This is a genomic window from Rhizobium sp. CSW-27 (assembly GCF_018760785.1).
In the GTDB taxonomy this organism is placed as follows: Bacteria; Pseudomonadota; Alphaproteobacteria; order Rhizobiales; family Rhizobiaceae; genus Neorhizobium.
The window spans coordinates 102545-118622 of the sequence record NZ_JAHHZO010000013.1 but is presented as its reverse complement, the minus strand read 5'-3'; the positions used below and the strand labels follow the sequence as shown (position 1 = coordinate 118622).

Annotated in this window: 14 protein-coding genes; 6 read left to right on the top strand and 8 right to left on the bottom strand. The window is 65.9% G+C overall.

What is annotated here, in order from left to right; genetic code table 11:
- Window positions 1-1603 (top strand): OmpA family protein (locus KLP42_RS21280; protein WP_215569175.1); only part of this gene is annotated, 1603 nt, incomplete at its 5' end.
- A 267-nt stretch (window positions 1604-1870) separates the two neighbouring features.
- Here the strand turns inward: KLP42_RS21280 and mobB are convergent.
- From mobB to KLP42_RS21265, 3 genes are read right to left on the bottom strand one after another with little or no spacing between them, the layout of a single operon-like run.
- Window positions 1871-2386: a molybdopterin-guanine dinucleotide biosynthesis protein B gene (gene mobB / locus KLP42_RS21275; protein WP_215569172.1), complete on the bottom strand. Its 516-nt coding sequence runs from the start codon at window positions 2384-2386 to the stop codon at window positions 1871-1873.
- Window positions 2383-3024 carry a molybdenum cofactor guanylyltransferase MobA gene (gene mobA / locus KLP42_RS21270; RefSeq protein WP_215569170.1) on the bottom strand — a complete coding sequence of 214 codons (642 nt, stop codon included), beginning with the start codon at window positions 3022-3024 and terminating at the stop codon, window positions 2383-2385. The genes mobB and mobA overlap by 4 nt, the downstream gene beginning before the upstream one ends.
- A gap of 50 nt (window positions 3025-3074) precedes the next feature.
- Window positions 3075-3980, bottom strand: coding sequence for a DMT family transporter (locus KLP42_RS21265; RefSeq protein ID WP_215569167.1), 906 nt, complete (start codon window positions 3978-3980; stop codon window positions 3075-3077).
- Window positions 3981-4221: 241 nt separating this feature from the next.
- Between KLP42_RS21265 and KLP42_RS21260 the strand changes: the two genes are divergently transcribed.
- Window positions 4222-6756, top strand: a complete 2535-nt coding sequence (locus KLP42_RS21260) for a methyl-accepting chemotaxis protein (protein ID WP_215569166.1) — start codon at window positions 4222-4224, stop codon at window positions 6754-6756.
- Window positions 6753-7394 (top strand): zinc metalloprotease, encoded by a 642-nt coding sequence (locus KLP42_RS21255; protein WP_215569164.1) that lies wholly within the window; start codon window positions 6753-6755, stop codon window positions 7392-7394. Before KLP42_RS21260 ends, KLP42_RS21255 begins: the two co-directional genes overlap by 4 nt.
- A 26-nt stretch (window positions 7395-7420) precedes the next feature.
- Here the strand turns inward: KLP42_RS21255 and KLP42_RS21250 are convergent, their stop codons facing one another.
- The 3 genes from KLP42_RS21250 to moaA form a co-directional block, all read right to left on the bottom strand.
- Window positions 7421-7867 (bottom strand): hypothetical protein, encoded by a 447-nt coding sequence (locus tag KLP42_RS21250; RefSeq protein ID WP_215569162.1) that lies wholly within the window; start codon window positions 7865-7867, stop codon window positions 7421-7423.
- A 189-nt stretch (window positions 7868-8056) separates the two neighbouring features.
- Complete coding sequence (locus KLP42_RS21245; protein WP_353844905.1) at window positions 8057-9355, bottom strand: MFS transporter; 1299 nt, start codon at window positions 9353-9355, stop codon at window positions 8057-8059.
- Between the two features lie 270 nt (window positions 9356-9625).
- Window positions 9626-10612: a GTP 3',8-cyclase MoaA gene (moaA, locus tag KLP42_RS21240; protein WP_215569195.1), complete on the bottom strand. Its 987-nt coding sequence runs from the start codon at window positions 10610-10612 to the stop codon at window positions 9626-9628.
- A 197-nt stretch (window positions 10613-10809) separates the two neighbouring features.
- Between moaA and KLP42_RS21235 the strand changes: the two genes are divergently transcribed.
- The 3 genes from KLP42_RS21235 to KLP42_RS21225 all read left to right on the top strand — a co-directional run bounded on the left by KLP42_RS21235 (window position 10810) and on the right by KLP42_RS21225 (window position 13084).
- Window positions 10810-11196 carry a gamma-butyrobetaine hydroxylase family protein gene (locus KLP42_RS21235; protein WP_215569160.1) on the top strand — a complete coding sequence of 129 codons (387 nt, stop codon included), beginning with the start codon at window positions 10810-10812 and terminating at the stop codon, window positions 11194-11196.
- A 6-nt stretch (window positions 11197-11202) separates the two neighbouring features.
- Window positions 11203-12414 carry a low temperature requirement protein A gene (locus KLP42_RS21230; protein ID WP_215569158.1) on the top strand — a complete coding sequence of 404 codons (1212 nt, stop codon included), beginning with the start codon at window positions 11203-11205 and terminating at the stop codon, window positions 12412-12414.
- A 61-nt stretch (window positions 12415-12475) separates the two neighbouring features.
- Window positions 12476-13084, top strand: a complete 609-nt coding sequence (locus tag KLP42_RS21225) for a pyridoxamine 5'-phosphate oxidase family protein (RefSeq protein WP_215569154.1) — start codon at window positions 12476-12478, stop codon at window positions 13082-13084.
- Window positions 13085-13088: 4 nt separating this feature from the next.
- Here KLP42_RS21225 and KLP42_RS21220 read toward each other — a convergent pair whose 3' ends face one another.
- Both KLP42_RS21220 and fumC read right to left on the bottom strand, forming a co-directional pair.
- On the bottom strand, window positions 13089-14162 hold the full coding sequence (locus KLP42_RS21220) for a GGDEF domain-containing protein (RefSeq protein WP_215569152.1): 1074 nt from the start codon (window positions 14160-14162) through the stop codon (window positions 13089-13091).
- A 234-nt stretch (window positions 14163-14396) separates the two neighbouring features.
- Window positions 14397-15785, bottom strand: a complete 1389-nt coding sequence (gene fumC / locus KLP42_RS21215) for a class II fumarate hydratase (RefSeq protein ID WP_215569150.1) — start codon at window positions 15783-15785, stop codon at window positions 14397-14399.
- Between the last annotated feature and the right edge of the window lie 293 nt (window positions 15786-16078).

The window sequence follows — 16078 nt, the reverse complement described above, 5'->3', positions numbered from 1 at the left end:
AGCAGAGGCGCCCGCCGAAGGCAAGCCGCGCGCGCCTGCAGATGCACCGAAGCCGCGCCCGGCTGGCGCGCCGAGCGATGCCGCACGCCCGCAACCGCCCGAACCGGCCGCCCCGGTCAGGCCCCGTCCGCCCGCGCCGGCCGCCGGTGAGGCTGCACCGAAGCCGCAAGATTCTGCGCCCGTGCCGACGCCAGCCCCGCAGCCCGGCGCACGGCCGGCCGAACAGTCGCAGCCGGGCGTGCCTGCGAATCCGCCGGTTCCGCAGGCCGCGCCGGGGACTCCGGAGGCACCGGCCAGCGCACCCGTGCCGCTGCCGCCCAACCAGGCCGGTCAGCCGGGGGCGCCGGCAGACGGAGAGGCACGCCAGAGGCCGCCCGTCGCACCGCCCGTGACGCCCGAGGAAATCGAACGGGCCCGCCGCATTGCCGAGAATCCCGCCGCCAGCGACCAGACCGTCGTTCTGCCGGTCGAGAACGGGGCGGCCGTGCTCGACAGCGCCAAGGAGGCCCCGGCACCGCTGCCGCCCGGCGATCCGCAGCGGCCGGACCGACGCGGTCCCGGCGAGCGTCCGCGCCCGGTCGGCGCGCCCGATGCACCGCCACCGCCGCCGCCGAAATCCGATGCGGAGGCCCAGGCCGTGACGCCGGGAAGGCCGTCTGCACCCGTGCGCATCGAGCCGGTCACTGCCGAGCGGGGCGAGCGTCTGCGCGAGGCTCCGCGCTACGATACGCCGCGCGGCTTCGGGGAGCGCCGCGCGGCAGAGGATGGCCGCATCATCTTCGAGATCGACAACCGGACCTTTGTCCGCCACGACGACAGCGAGCGGTTTTATGAGCAGGGTTACGAGCCCCGCTACGAGCGGCTGCGCGGCGGACGGGTGCGCGAGGTGATCGAGCGGGATGGCGGTACGCAGATCGTGACGATCCGCGACCGGTACGGCAACATCCTGCAGCGGTCGCGCATCGACCGCAACGGCCGGGAATACGTGCTCTACTACGCACCGGACCTGCCGGAGGACCGTCCCGGCAATGACGGCTGGTATGATCCGGGCCGCGACCTGCCGCCGATGCGGCTGACCGTGCCGGTGGACCAGTACATCATCGATACCTCCACCGAGCCGGACCGCGATTACTACCGCTTCCTCGAACAGCCGCCGGTGGAACGCGTCGAGCGCGTCTATTCGCTGGACGAGGTGCGCTATTCGGCCCGTATCCGCGACAAGGTGCGGCGTATCGACCTCGATACGATCACCTTTGGCACCGGCAGCGCCGACATTCCGATGAGCCAGGCCAAGACGCTCAGGCGGGTGGCGGATGCGATCCAGGAGATCCTGCAGCGTGATCCGAGCGAGACCTTCCTGATCGAAGGCCACACGGATGCGGTGGGTTCGGACGAGAGCAATCTCGTGCTGTCCGACCGTCGCGCCGAATCGGTCGCGAACCTGCTGACGGATGTCTACGGCATTCCGCCGGAAAACCTCGCGACCCAGGGCTACGGCGAGCGTTATCTGAAGGTGCTGACCGACGGCCCCTCGCAGGAAAACCGCCGCGTCACCATCCGCCGCATTACGCCGCTGGTAAAGCCGGTGGCGCAGAGCCGTTAAAGGGTCGATAGACACAGCGATTGAAACGGCCGCCGGAGCGATCCGGCGGCCGTTCTGCTTGGGTTTCAGCAACAGATCGGTGGGGGGAATTTCGGGGCCGCCCGCCCGTGGCGCCATTGGCGCGGCTGGCGGCGGCCTTGGCCTCGAAACGAGCTTGGCCGCCCTTTCGGTGCGCCTGCACGACTGTCCGCGACCCGAAGACGCCGCTCATCGGGCCTGCGATGCTGTCATCCACATCGAGGCTTTCCCCGTGCAGACCCGTTGGCCCTATCGCAACCCCGTCACCGTCAGCACGAAATCGGCAATGGCGCCGGTGTCGTTGAGATCGAAGACGGGCAGGTGGGTCTCGTCCACCGGATGGTCGGCGGCAATTGCGGCGATGTGCGGGTCGGTCGGGGCAAGTGGCTCGCGCCTTGCCGACTCCAGCCGCCGCGCCTCGATCTTCGGCACCGGTTCGCGCTTGTAGCCCTCGATCAGCACGAGGTCGCAAGGGGCGAGGCGCGACAGGATCTCCTCGAAACTCGGTTCCGGGGCGCCGCGCAACTCGTGCATGATGGCAAAGCGCGTACCGGAGACCAGCGCCACCTCATGCGCGCCGGCCTGCCGGTGGCGGTAGCTGTCGGCGCCCACCCTGTCGATGTCGAAATCGTGGTGGGCATGCTTGATGGTGGAGACCGTGAAGCCGCGGGCGGTGAGTTCGCTCACCAGCCGCACGGCAAGGCCGGTCTTGCCGGAATTCTTCCAGCCGGCAATGCCGAACACCTTTGGCCTGCTGTCGCTCATGGATGTGTTTCCAGAAACCGCCGGGCGATCTCCAGATCCTCCGGCGTGTTGAGATTGAGGAAGGGGTCGAGGGGGCCGAGGGCGGTCACAGCCAAGTCGAACTCGACGACGGAGGTCTTCTGCCCCTCGAGAAAGCTCCTGACCCTTGGCTCCTCCGGCCCATCGAGAAAGGCCTGCAGCCTCCCGGCCAGCGAGACGGGCCAGAGGCCGCAGACCGGATGCAGATGACCGTCGGAGGATGCAATCGCGATCGCCTCGCTGGAGGCGGCATGCTCTGCCAGCCGGGCCATCAGGTCCTTCGGCAGGAAGGGACTGTCGATCGGTACCGTCAGAACATGGGTGACATGCGGATGATGCGCGGCCGTGTGGCGCATGGCGGCGAGAATGCCGGCCAGCGGCCCGCGCCGGCCGGGCAGCGTATCCGGCACCCGCGGCAGGGCCGCCGCACTGTTGCCCGCCGCGCTGCCCTGCGGGACATTGAGGGCCAGCGCGCAGACCTGCGGGCGGATGCGGGCGACCACATGTTCCAGAAGCGTCCGGCTGCCGAGCAGCACCGTCGCCTTGTCCTGTCCCATGCGGCGCGAGCGTCCGCCGGCCAGGATCACGCCCGGAGGGTTGAGGAGCTGGTCACCGTTCATCGTCGCGATCTCCCTGGCTTTCGCGCCACCTTGCCGTGGCCGCATCGCCTTCAATGCGGCATGCGCGGTTCGGTTGCCGAGGCGAGCGGGCTGGCGCGCCGCTTTTCGCGATAGAAGGCGTAGAGACCGGATGCGACGATGAGGCTCGCGCCGATTGCCATATAGGCATCCGGTCTCTCGCCGAAGAAATAGAAGCCGAGGCTCAGCGAAAAGATCAGGCTCGTATAGCGGAAGGGGGCAACCACCGAAATCTCGCCGGAACGCATGGCGATGACGATGGTCTGATAGCCCGCCAGCAGCAACACGGCCGCGACCGCGAGATGCATGAGGGCTGCACCGCTCACCGGGCTCCAGCCGCCGAACGGCACGATCAGGGCCGCTCCGAACAGCGTGTTCGTCAGCGCCGCGAACAGCGAGACGAGCAGGGTGGGCAGCGCGGCCGGCAGCCGCCGCGTGGTCAGATCGCGCCCGGCGGTGAAGAAGACGGCCACCACGGCCAGCAGCGAGGCTGGCACGAAATCCTCCGGGCTTGGCCGAAGCACCACCAGCACGCCGGCGAAGCCGACCAGGATCGCCGACCAGCGCCGCCAGCCGACCGGCTCCTTGAAGAACAGCCATGCGCCGAAGGTCACCGCCAGCGGCAGCGACAGAAGGATGGTGGCGGCGACCGCCAGATCGATATGGGCGAGCGCCGAGATATAGGTGATCGCCGCGCCGATCTCGAAGGCGGAACGCAGGATCACCTTCGGATGCAGCATCTGCCGGATTTCGGCCAGAACGCCCAGGTGGCGGGCCAGCAGCAGCAGCATCGCGGTCGTCATCATGCCGCGGATGAACATGATCTGCCCGACATTCATCTCCGGCGTGACGAGTTTCACGAAGGCATCATTGGTGGTGAAGACACCCATGGCGAGCGTCATCATCACGGCGCCTCGCGCGTTCTGCGACAATGGCATTTCCGATTCCCTAGACTGCTTTAGCGAAGGCTTAAAGCACAAAGGCCGGTCCTGCCACCCTTGCGGTGCGCGCAATTGCGATCGCAACTCGTCTTTTTGCCGGATCCGGGACAGATGCGTCAGGCGTTAACCGATGTGCAAGCTTTGGGGGCCATTTTTTCGCCCATGCCCGCATGATGAGGGATGACTCGCGTTCGGCGCCGATGATCGGTCGCCGGTTCGCCACGCACGGGGAGGTGCAATGTCATTCCTGGATCGTCTTCTCCAGAGCCGCCGGATCGTCACCAAGGTCCTGCTCTTCGTCGTGCCGCTTGTGCTTCTCATTGCCGGCGTCGGCCTGGCCGGCTTCTACACCGCGCGCATGCTGAACGGCCACATGACCGTGACCCGCGCCACCATCGAGAACATCGGTGATTTCGAACGGCTGCAGGGCGCGCTGCTCGGCTTTCTCGCCACGCCCGATGCCGCGACGCTGAAGGGGCTGCAGGATGCGATCGAGCGGCAAGATAGCGGTATCACGGCGCTGGAAGGCCTGGTGGCGAACGAAGCCGACCGCGCGCGCCTTGCGGCGGTGCAGCAGACGGCGCCGGCGCTTCGCGACAAGACGGCGGGCCTCTGGGCGATCGAGCGCCGCATGACGCAGACCGAGCAGGCCATGGCAGACAGCGTCAACGAGATCCGCGGGCTGGCGGCGGGCGTCAGCGCCCAGTTCGAGGGCGTGCGCAAGGAGGGCGAGGCCAAGGAGAAATTCGCCAAGGGTGCCCTGTTCGATGCCTTCGTGCTGAAGAGCATGGCGGCGCGCATCGACAACCTCGCCGATTCGATCCGCAGCGTCGATGACGATGCCACCCTGCCGCGCGCTGCCGGCACCTATCTCGGCGTGCTGATCAAGGAATTCGACAAGGTGGCCGGCAGGGGAACCTCCAAGGTGGAGCGCATGCTGGAGCCACTGAAGGCGCAGGCGCTGGATCTGGACCGGCTGATCAGGGCCGACCAGCCGCCGGCGGAAAAGGCCGCCGCAATCCGCCAGGCGGTGGCCGCGCTGCTGCCGGTGCGCGATGTCTATCGCAGCGAGATGGAAAAGAGCACCTCCAATGCCGCCGACCGCTTCGCCAACCTGGAAGGCGACCTGCAGATCAACCGCGCGCTGGTGACGGAACTGAGCGAGGCTCTGCGCCTCAACGACCTGCTGCAGCTGCATGTGGAGCGCCTGCGGGTGCAGCCGAGCGAGGAGGCGCGCAAGGACGTGCTGGACGATATCGAGGCCCTGAAGGCGGCGAGCGCCCGTGTCTCCGAACTCGGCCAGAAAAAACAGGCGATGAAGGATTTCGCGCCGCAGATGCTGCCGATCCTCGACCGGCTGACCGGCAGCGCGCAGCAGCTGCTCGATCTCGCCAGCCAGTGGAAGAGCGCGCGCGCCGCGACAGAAGAGACGCTGACGGCCGGCATGCAGGGCCTCAAGACCTTCGTGGCGGAGGCGCAGGAGGCCGGCAAGCAGGACAGCGCGATGTCTGCCAACCTGTCTCTGGCGGCAACCGTGATCGGCACCGTTCTGGCGATCATCGGCGCCCTGATGCTGGTGGAAACGCTGCGCGGGCCGCTGCGCCGGGTGACGGAGATCATGACGCGGCTGGCCAATGGCGATCTGGAGGTGAAGATCGACGGGCGGGAACGCGGCGACGAGATCGGCGACATGGTGCGGTCCGTCAGCGTGTTCCGCGATGCGGCGCTCGAAAACATCCGGCTGGAGCAGGAGGCATCGGCCGCGCGCGAAGCCTCCAGCCAGGAGGCCGAGCGGCGGGCGGCCGAACGCGCCCGTATCAGCAACGAGCAGCGTCAGGCGCTGTCGGCCCTCTCCGAGGTTCTGCAACGACTGGCCGGCGGCGACCTGGAGCAGGAGATGAGCGAGAGCCTGCCGGAGGATTTCGTCGACATGGCGCGCACCTATAACCAGGCCGTGCGCACGCTGCGGGCGACGCTTGCCGATGTGCGGGCCGTCGCCGACGACATCAACAGCGGCACCGGCAATCTCGCCGCCTCCGCCGACGATCTGGCTCGGCGCACCGAGCAGCAGGCGGCGGCGCTGGAGCAATCGACGCGGGCGCTGCGGCAGCTGAGCGAGCTCGTCAAGTCCACCGCCGGCAGCGCGCAGCGCACCGCCCGGTCGGTCAACCAGACCGAGGCCTTCGCCACGCAATCCGGCCAGGTGGTGACGAATGCGATCGCGGCGATGGGCGAGATCAGCCGCTCCTCGGAAAAGATCTCCACCATCATCGGCGTCATCGACGAGATCGCTTTCCAGACCAATCTGCTGGCGCTCAATGCCGGCGTAGAGGCGGCACGCGCCGGCGAGGCGGGGCGAGGCTTTGCCGTGGTGGCACAGGAGGTGCGCGAGCTGGCGCAGCGCTGCGCCAATGCCGCAAGAGAGATCAAGGGGCTCATTTCGGCGAGTGCCGAGCAGGTGGAAAACGGCGTGCATCTGGTGGAGCAGACCGGCAGCGCGCTGACCGAGATCATCTCGCACATTGCCACGGTGCAGACGCTGGTCTCCGACATTTCGGCCGCGACCGGCGAACAGTCGGTCGGTATCGGCGAGGTGTCGCAGGCGCTTGGCGAGGTGGAGATGATCACCCAGCGCAACGCCGCAATGGTCGAGGAAAACACCGCCGAGATCCACGGCCTGCGCGGCCGCGTCGAGGCGCTGTCGGAGAAGATCGAGCATTTTCGCACCGGTGAGCCGGGTGCGGGTCCGATGCGCAAGGGATGGGCGGCGTGAGCGATTTCAGGACCTCCGTCGCGTTCCGGTCGGCCGAACGATGGCTGAACGAAAAGCGCTTTCCTGACGATATCGACGCCATCCTGTCGCGAAGCAATGGCTCTCCGAATCAATCGAATCTGAGAGATTTCCTGCCGGGCAGGGTGAAACGCTGGGCGCTTGACGAGGGACCGATCCCCGTCTTTCTCGCCAATGATGCGCGAGCCGGGGCGGCTGTGGCGCTCATCAATAAGGTTCTTGAACGTTCTGTCTTTTACGCAGTCCCAGGTCTGGGGCGTGCTGTCGCGCCACGGGCTGGCCTCGTTGTCAGCCTCGGAACCGCGGCGGGAAGTTCCAAACGACCGCATGAGATCTGTATCGGCAATGTCAGCGGTCTTACGGATGAAACCGGTTGGGATGAGGACACGGTCGACGAGCAGGGGCATTTCCAGAGGCCGCTATGCGTTCGCATCGATTCGTCTGCCGGTCACCAGGCGACCTTCGACCAGGTGGTTCACGAGTTCGGCCATGCGCTGGGGCTGGGGGATCATTTTCCGGGCTTCGCCGAGCCTGATGGTGCTCCCGCCGTGGACTATGCGTTCTGGGCGGCGCTGGTGAGGCTCTACCAGCTTTCGCCGGGCGACGAGTATGCGGCATAGCGGCTGTGCGTGAGGCGCCTGCCGATTCATGCGCTCGGGTATAGCCGCGTCACTTTCTCTCCGACAAAGACGATGAGATAGCCGCCAGCGGCCTCCGCCTGCCGGGCAAGCGTCTGGAGCCCGCTGGCATAGGGCTCGCGGCTGGCGGCACCCGGATGGTCGGGATGGACGAGGACGGTCGTCTGCGGCCCCTGTCGGTAGATCATCAGCCCGGCCCTGTCCGGCTGCCATTCGGGGCCGAGCGTCTCGCTGGTGCGCCAGAGACAGAGGAAGTCGCGGCAAAGCGGAGGGCGGCTTTCATAGATGCTGCAGCCCTTGTGGGGGATGGCGTGGCGACAGAGCCGGTTTGCCGGCTTCTGCAGTGCCTCGATCTCCGGCAGGTCGCAGCAGAGCGTGCAGGTGCCGCAGCTGCGGTCCGCCAGCGGCGCAGGGGCGGAAAGCCGGGTGTGGTCGGTAGGAGGCGCGTCGGTCATGTCCCAGCCCATACAGGATCGTAGCCCTTGCAGCCAGTCAGCGCCATGCCGGGACCGGGCGCGCCAGTGCTGCGTGCACTGTCCGGCCGATCTGACAGGCGCAAGGGGGAGCGGTTGCAGGCCGCTTCCCCCTTGACGCTGTCATGGGCAACAGCGGTCCGGGGCGCATGCAGTGATGCGCCCGGTCGGTCAGCTGCGCGGAGCAGCGGCAGACGTGGTTTCCGGTGCGGCGGCGCCCTTGCGGCGATAGAGGAAGAGCGTCGCCGCAAGACCACAGATCGCCGCAAAGCTCATCCAGTAGCCGGGGGCGGCCTTGTCGCCGGTCACCTCGATGGCGAAGGTGGAGATGGCGAGCGACGAACCGCCGAGCGTGGTGGCAAGGCTGTAGGCCAGCGAGAAGCCGGCGGTGCGCACCGTGACGGGCACGACCTCGGTCAGCGCCACGACCATCGCACCGTTATACCAGGCGTAGATGAAGGACAGCCAGAGCTCGACCAGCAACATGTGGCCGAAGGTGATGTTGGCCACCAGCCAGGAGAGCGCCGGATAGACGGTGAGGATCGCCAGCAGCGTGAAGGTAAGCAGGATCGCCCTGCGGCCAATACGGTCGGAGACGGCGCCGGCAATCGGCAGCCAGATGAAATTCGACAGGCCGACCGCCATGGTGACGAGCAGCGCCTGCGATTCCGTCAGGTGCAGTACCGTCCGCCCGAAGGAGGGCGTATAGACGGTGATGAGGTAGAAGGAGACGGTGGTCATCATCACCATGCCGACGCCGCCCAGCACCACGGGCCAGTTTCCGAACAGGGTGCGAAAGATTTCCCGCGTGGTCGGCTGGTGCCGGCGCTCGGAGAATTCCCTGGTTTCCTGCAGCGAGCGGCGGATGACGAAGATGAAGGGGATGATCATGCTGCCGATGAAGAAGGGAATGCGCCATCCCCAGTCGGAGATCTGCTGTGACATCAGCAGGTGGTTGATGAGATAGCCGAGCAGGGCCGCGACGATGATCGCCACCTGCTGGCTGGCCGACTGCCAGCTGACATAGAAGCCCTTGTTGCCCGGCGTCGCCATTTCCGACAGGTAGACCGAGACGCCGCCAAGCTCCACGCCGGCTGAAAAACCCTGCAGCAGCCGGCCGATCAGCACGAGCAGCGGCGCGGCGATGCCGATCGTCGCGTAACCCGGCACGAAGGCGATCAGGATGGTGCCCATGGCCATGATGACGAGCGTGACGATGAGGCCCTTGCGGCGGCCGATGCGGTCGATATAGGGGCCGAGCGTCAGCGCGCCGATCGGGCGCATGATGAAGCCCGCGGCAAAGCTGAGGAAGGTTGCCATCAGCGAGACGAACGGGTTTTCGTTCGGGAAGAAGGTGGCGGCGATATGCGCGGCATAGATACCGAACAGGAAGAAATCGAACATTTCGAGAAAGTTGCCGCTCGTGACGCGCAGCACGGTCTTGATCGTTTCGGTGCGTGTTTCACTCACGACCGTTCTCCTTGCAATGAGGAATGCCGATGAGGCGTCCGGTTGGGGAAACCGGCTGGAGAGCCGCATGGGGCGGAAGGGGGCTTCTGGTTCTTGGCTGCTGACGATGCCGAAACAGCGGCACAGGGCGCCGCAAAGGAGCGGGAACCGCGTAACGGCTGCAATGGCATCGCCAGCCATGACCGGTCTGCGACCGAAAGGCGGCGAAAATCGGTCCAAAAGTGTGATTATTGGGAAAGTGTGGCGAAGGGGGCCGGCGACCGAAAGATGTCAGCCGCCGGTGACGCTCATGTGGCGGGCAACGGCCGGGCGGTTGTTGCGGTCGATGATGAAATCGTGGCCCTTCGGCTTGCGGGTGATCGCCTCATCAATGGCGGCCGACAGATAGGCGTCGTCGTCGGAGGCGCGCAGCGCGGTTCGCAGGTCGGCGGCATCGTTCTGGCCGAGGCACATGTAGAGCGTGCCGGTGCAGGTGAGGCGCACCCGGTTGCAGCTTTCGCAGAAATTGTGCGTCATCGGGGTAATGAAGCCGAGGCGGCCGCCAGTTTCCTTCACGGTGACGTAACGGGCCGGACCGCCGGTCTTGTAGGCGATGTCCTCCAGCGAGAACTCCTGTTCCAGCCGCGCGCGCAGTTCGGACAGCGGCATGTACTGGTCGGTGCGGTCCTCGTCGATCTCGCCCATCGGCATGGTCTCGATCACCGTCAGATCCATGCCGCGCCCGTGGGCAAAGCGCAGCATGTTCGCAATCTCATGATCGTTGAAGCCCTTCAGTGCCACGGCGTTGAGCTTGATCTTCAGCCCGGCTTTCTGTGCGGCCTCAATGCCCTCCATCACCCTGGAGAGATCGCCCCAGCGGGTGATGGCGCGGAACTTGTCCGCATCGAGCGTGTCGAGCGAGACGTTGATGCGGCGCACGCCGCAATCGTAAAGCTCTGCGGCATGGCGGGCGAGCTGCGAGCCATTGGTGGTCAGCGTCAGCTCATCGAGATGGCCGGCCTCGATATGGCGGCCGAGCGCGCGTACGAGAAACATGATGTTCTTGCGCACCAGCGGTTCGCCGCCGGTCAGCCGGAGCTTGCGCACGCCCTTGGCGATGAAGGCGGAACAGAGCCGGTCGAGTTCTTCAAGCGTCAGAAGATCCTTCTTCGGCAGGAAGGTCATGTTTTCCGCCATGCAATAGGTGCAGCGGAAATCGCAGCGATCCGTCACCGAGACGCGCAGATAGGTGACCGCGCGACCGAAGGGATCGATCATCGGGCGGCTGTCGGCAAGCAGCGGGGCGGGGGCGATGGGCGTGTTGACCAGGCTGTTCAAGGCATGTCCTCCGTGCAGACAAAATGGGTCTTGCAGTCGGTCGCGTCAAGGCGGATAGGGATGACGGAGGTTCGCACCCCGCTCTTGCAGCCGGCGCGGCGTGCTCCATGTTTCTCTTTCGACAACGGATGGATGAGATGACCGAGAGCTTCGACACGGCCTGGCCCACGGAACTGCGCGTATCGCAGGATCGGCGCACGTTGACGGTTGCCTTCGACGACGGCGCGCGCTTTGCGCTGCCGGCGGAAATGCTCAGGGTTCTGTCGCCGTCCGCCGAGGTGCAGGGCCATGGCCCCGGCCAGAAGGTGACGGTGCCCGGCAAGCGGCAGGTGGCGATCCGCAACATGGTGGCGGCCGGCAATTATGCAGTGCGAATCGCCTTCGATGACGGGCACGACAGCGGCATCTTCACCTGGCGCTATCTGCGCGAACTCGGCGAGGACGGCGCGCGCCTGTTCGGCGATTATGAGGCGGAACTGGCCGCCAAGGGCCTGAACCGCGACACGCCGGCCATGGCGCGCTAGCGGCCCATGGCGCAGGGGCGGGACAGCAGCCTGCACTGGCTGCGCGAGGAAGGACAGCAGGACAAGCAGGTCGGTTTTCCGGAGCTGTTCTTCGATCTGATCTTCGTCTTTGCTCTGATCCAGCTGTCGCACTTCATCGTCGAGGATTTTTCCTTCAACCGGCTGCTGGAGGGCGGCATCGTGGCGCTTGCGCTGTGGTGGGTGTGGAACCACACCGCCTGGGTCACCAACTGGCTGGATCCCGCCCGGATGCCGATCCGCGCCATGCTGTTCGGCCTGATGTTCTTCGGCCTGCTGATGTCCTCTGCCATTCCGGAGGCCTTCGGCGATACGGCGCCGATGTTTGCCGGCGCCTATATCGCCATGCAGCTGGGGCGATCGCTGTTTGCGATCTATGCCTTCCGGAACGTGCTTCCCGCGGTACGGCGCAATTTCGTCCGGGTGTCCCTGTGGTTCTGCCTTTCGTCGCTGTTCTGGCTGTGGGGTGCCTTCAGCGGCGAGGAAACCCGCGTGATTGCCTGGCTCGTGGCACTCGGCATCGAATATGCCGCACCGGAACTGCGCTTCTTCGTTCCGGGGCTTGGCCGCTCGCATGCCAGCGACTGGGACATTTCCGGCGAACACATGTCCGAACGCTGTGCTCTGTTCGTGATGATCTGCCTGGGCGAGAGCATTCTGGCGATCGGCCGCAGCTTTGCGGAGGAGGATCTGACGCTGCTGGTGGTGGCGACCTTCGTCGGCGCCTTCCTGGCCAGCGTGACCATGTGGTGGATCTATTTCCATTTCGGCCAGGCGAAGGTCCGCCATGAAATCGAGGAGACCGACGCGCCGGGGGAGGTGGCCCTGCATGTCTTCACCTATGCCCATATGCCGGTGGTGGCCGGCATCATCCTGGTCGCCGTGTCGGCAGAGCATCTGCTGGCGCATCCGGCCGAGGCGGGGGATGCGGCGCGCGCCGCCGTCATCCTGGGCGGGCCGATCCTTTTTCTCGGCGGCAACCTGCTGCTGAAGCGGATGAGCACCGGCCGGCTGCCGCGATCGCATCTGGCCGGCCTCGCGCTGGCGCTGGTTGCCTTTCCGCCCGCCTTCTTCGTTTCGACGCACTGGACGGGACTGGCGGGCCTTGCCGCGCTGCTGCTGGTCGCCAGCTGGGAGTATCGCGGCCTGCAGCGCACGCCGCATGCCTCCGGCGAGGTGGGCGAACTGGAAGGAGAATGAGAGGGCTTGAGGCTTGCCGGGAACATGGCTAGCGTGCGCCGGCCAGCACAGGAGGACAGCCATGTCGATCATCACGAGCCCGGAACAATTGCGCGAGATCTACAGCGGCTGTTCGGAGGCATCGCTTGCCAAGGTGACGCCGCGCCTGACGGCCGAATACCGCCTGATGATCGAGGCTTCGCCCTTCGTGGCGCTGGCCACCGTGGGACCGGAGGGGCTGGACTGCTCGCCGCGCGGCGATCTGGGCGGCGTGGTGCGCATCGCTGACGACCGCACGGTGCTTCTGCCCGACTGGCGCGGCAACAACCGCGTCGATTCGCTGATGAACATCGTGCGCGATCCGCGCGTGGCACTGATGTTCCTCATTCCGGGGTCCAGCAGCGTGATGCGCATCAACGGCCGCGCGGTCATCTCGATCGAACCGGCGCTGCTCGACAGCTTCGAGATGGAGGGCAAGCATCCGCGCACGGTGATCGTCACCACGATCGACGAGGTCTACTTCCAATGCGCACGGGCGGTCATGCGCGCCGAACTGTGGAACCCTGCGCATTTCCTTGATCCGCAGGCGCTGCCGACACCCGGAGCCATGCTGAAGGCGGCCAAGGCCGATTTCGACAAGGAAACCTACGACCGCGAATGGGCCGCGCGCGCTGCGGCGACCATGTGGTAAGCCGTCACTGCCGGTAGATCAGCCAGCCCTTGCCGGAATATTCCTTGCGCATGCCCTCCTCGAACAGCACGGTGCGGTTTCGCCCGCCGTGCTTGGCGCAATAAAGCGCCGTGTCCGAGCGGACATAGAGTTCGCCAGGATCCGCGGCCTGCGAGCCCATGGCAAAGCCGATCGAGATGGTGACCGGCCCGTAATCGACCCCCGTGCGGGAATTGCGGAAGGGCCGGGCTTCCAGCGCGCGGCGAATGCGCTCGCAGATCTCCATCACCTCGTCCAGGGTCTTGTGTTCCAGGATGATGGCGAATTCCTCGCCGCCGGTGCGGGCGACGAACACATCCTTGCGCAGGCTGGAGCGGATGATGGCGCCGACGGAGGCGAGGATCTTGTCGCCCACCGGGTGGCCATGGGTATCGTTGATGCGCTTGAAGTTGTCGATGTCGGCCAGCACCAGAGCGGTGACCGGCAACTGCATGGGATCGTCGTAGATGGCCGCCAGCCGCTCGTCGAAGGCGCGGCGATTGGCGAGCCGCGTCAGCGAATCCGTGTTGGCGATGCGCTTGTATTCGTCGAGCTCGCGGCGCACCTCCTCCATCTCCTGGGAGTGGTGGGCCATGCCCTCGGCCGTTCTTTCGCCATTGGCCAGCGTCTCGTCGGTCGCCTCCGCGAGGATCTCGATGACATTGCGGATGAGATCGACCGACAGCGTGCTCTTGGTGCTGATGCGGCTGGCGGTCTCGCCGAGCAGGCGGTTATAGGTTTCCAGCGAGGCCTGTTCGTCGCGCAGCAGCTTCAGCAGGCCATCCAGCTCGCCCTGCAGGCGGCTGTGGGCGCGCTCCACCGCCGAGACGCCGTTATGGCCGAGATGGGCGGCTGCCAGCGCATCCAGTTCCTCCTGGCGCGGCGCGCGCAGCGAGTACTGCGAAAGCTCGCGGGCGAGCGCCGGATTGGTGCCGATATAGGCCTCGTAGAAGAGCTGGTAGTTGCGCGGAATGGGAGACACGCCCATGCCGCGCATGGCCTGCATGATCTGCGTCGCGATATCAGAGGCTTGCGCCTTGTGCGCAACGGCCGTCGTCATCCTGCCACTCCGGAACTGTCTGGCTTGTTCAGGCACGATGATTAGGGTCAATTGATTGGAAAACCATTAAACCCGAATATAACGACGCGGCGATGCGCGGCCATCGCCTTTTGGAATTCGTTTGGTTTCAGAGGTTTGCCAGCTGGGGTTGAGGTCTCGCCTCAACCGCGTGGCATCCGGACGATGCCGCGTGGGGCTGCCGGGCGAGAACAGGCCCGCCCGGCAGCAAACGGCTTACTTCGGGCCGATCATGTTTTCCGGGCGGACATACTGGTCGAACTCCTCGTTCGTCAGGTAGCCGCCGCCGACAGCCTCCTCGCGCAGCGTCGTGCCGTTCTTGTGGGCGGTCTTGGCGATCTTGGCGCAGGCATCATAGCCGAGCTTGGAGTTCAGCGCGGTGACCAGCATCAGCGAATTCTCGACGCCGCGCTTGATGTTGTCCTCGCGCGCCTCGATGCCGACCACGCAATTGTCGGTGAAGGAGACGGCGGCATCGCCGAGCAGCTGCACCGACTGCAGGAAGTTGTAGGCCATCATCGGATTGTAGACGTTGAGCTCGAAATGGCCCTGGCTGCCGGCAAAGGTGATGGCGGCATGGTTGCCGAAGATGTGGGCGCAGACCTGGGTCATGGCTTCCGACTGCGTCGGGTTGACCTTGCCCGGCATGATCGAGGAACCCGGCTCGTTTTCCGGCAGGGCCAGTTCGCCGAGACCGGCGCGCGGGCCGGAGCCGAGGAAACGGATGTCGTTGGCGATCTTGAACAGGGCTGCGGCAGCGGCATTGATCGCACCATGCGCAAAGACCATCGCATCGTGGGCGGCGAGCGCCTCGAACTTGTTCGGCGCGGTGACGAACGGCAGGCCGGTGATCCTGGCGATCTCTTCGGCGACCTTTTCGGCAAAGCCGACCGGCGCGTTGAGACCGGTACCGACGGCGGTGCCGCCCTGGGCCAGTTCATAAAGGCCGGAAAGCGAGATTTCGAGACGCTTGATGGCGGAGGCGACCTGGGCGGTATAGCCGCCGAATTCCTGGCCGAGCGTTAGGGGCGTGGCGTCCTGCGTATGCGTGCGGCCGATCTTGATGATGTGCGCGAAGGCCTTCGACTTGGCATCGAGCGCGGCATGCAGGTGCTTCAGGCTCGGGATCAGGTGACGGACGATCTGCTCGGCGCAGGCGATGTGCATGGCCGTCGGATAGGTGTCGTTCGACGACTGGCTCATGTTGACGTGGTCGTTCGGGTGAACCGGCTTCTTCGAGCCCATCACGCCGCCCAGCATCTCGATGGCGCGGTTGGAGATCACTTCGTTGGCATTCATGTTCGACTGGGTGCCGGAGCCGGTCTGCCAGACGACGAGCGGGAAATGGTCGTTCAGCTTGCCGTCGATGACTTCCTGGGCGGCTGCGATGATCGTTTCGCCGATCTTGGCGTCGAGGCCGCCGAGCGCCATGTTGGCGCGGGCCGCCGCCTGCTTGACGATGCCGAGCGCGCGCACGACGGAGAGCGGCTGCTTTTCCCAGCCGATCTTGAAATTGCCAAGGGAGCGTTGCGCCTGGGCGCCCCAGTAGCGGTCGCTGGCGACCTCGATCGGGCCAAAGGTATCGGTTTCGGTGCGCGTGGTCATCGTCAAGCCTCTGTGTGACTGAAAGGTGGCACGGATCCGGTCGCAGGGCGGCCGCCCCCGTGCAAGCTCGCGGCGAATTACTATACGAATGGGGGGCGACTGCAAGCACTGCGAAGGGCGGATGTGACGGTGCCGACGCATGGCGGCCGGCACTGTGCGGCGGTCCTATGGAAAGGGCAGGGTCGATTCGCGTGCCCTTGCTGCAACGCCCCTGCGGAAAGTGCAGGCAGCGTGGCGGCCTGTCACGCCAGCGTGAACAGCCGATTTTGCCGCGTCAGTAAAAATTTAACGAA

Bases quoted from the DNA above. Each gene is read 5' to 3' on its own strand.
- KLP42_RS21250 (WP_215569162.1), bottom strand. From the start codon at position 7,867: ATGACCGACGCGCCTCCTACCGACCACACCCGGCTTTCCGCCCCTGCG.
- moaA (WP_215569195.1), bottom strand. From the start codon at position 10,612: ATGATCGATCCCTTCGGTCGCGCGGTCACCTATCTGCGCGTCTCGGTG.
- fumC (WP_215569150.1), bottom strand. From the start codon at position 15,785: ATGACCACGCGCACCGAAACCGATACCTTTGGCCCGATCGAGGTCGCC.
- mobA (WP_215569170.1), bottom strand. From the start codon at position 3,024: ATGAACGGTGACCAGCTCCTCAACCCTCCGGGCGTGATCCTGGCCGGC.
- KLP42_RS21265 (WP_215569167.1), bottom strand. From the start codon at position 3,980: ATGCCATTGTCGCAGAACGCGCGAGGCGCCGTGATGATGACGCTCGCC.
- KLP42_RS21235 (WP_215569160.1), top strand. From the start codon at position 10,810: ATGACCGAGAGCTTCGACACGGCCTGGCCCACGGAACTGCGCGTATCG.
- KLP42_RS21230 (WP_215569158.1), top strand. From the start codon at position 11,203: ATGGCGCAGGGGCGGGACAGCAGCCTGCACTGGCTGCGCGAGGAAGGA.
- KLP42_RS21225 (WP_215569154.1), top strand. From the start codon at position 12,476: ATGTCGATCATCACGAGCCCGGAACAATTGCGCGAGATCTACAGCGGC.
- KLP42_RS21220 (WP_215569152.1), bottom strand. From the start codon at position 14,162: ATGACGACGGCCGTTGCGCACAAGGCGCAAGCCTCTGATATCGCGACG.
- KLP42_RS21260 (WP_215569166.1), top strand. From the start codon at position 4,222: ATGTCATTCCTGGATCGTCTTCTCCAGAGCCGCCGGATCGTCACCAAG.
- mobB (WP_215569172.1), bottom strand. From the start codon at position 2,386: ATGAGCGACAGCAGGCCAAAGGTGTTCGGCATTGCCGGCTGGAAGAAT.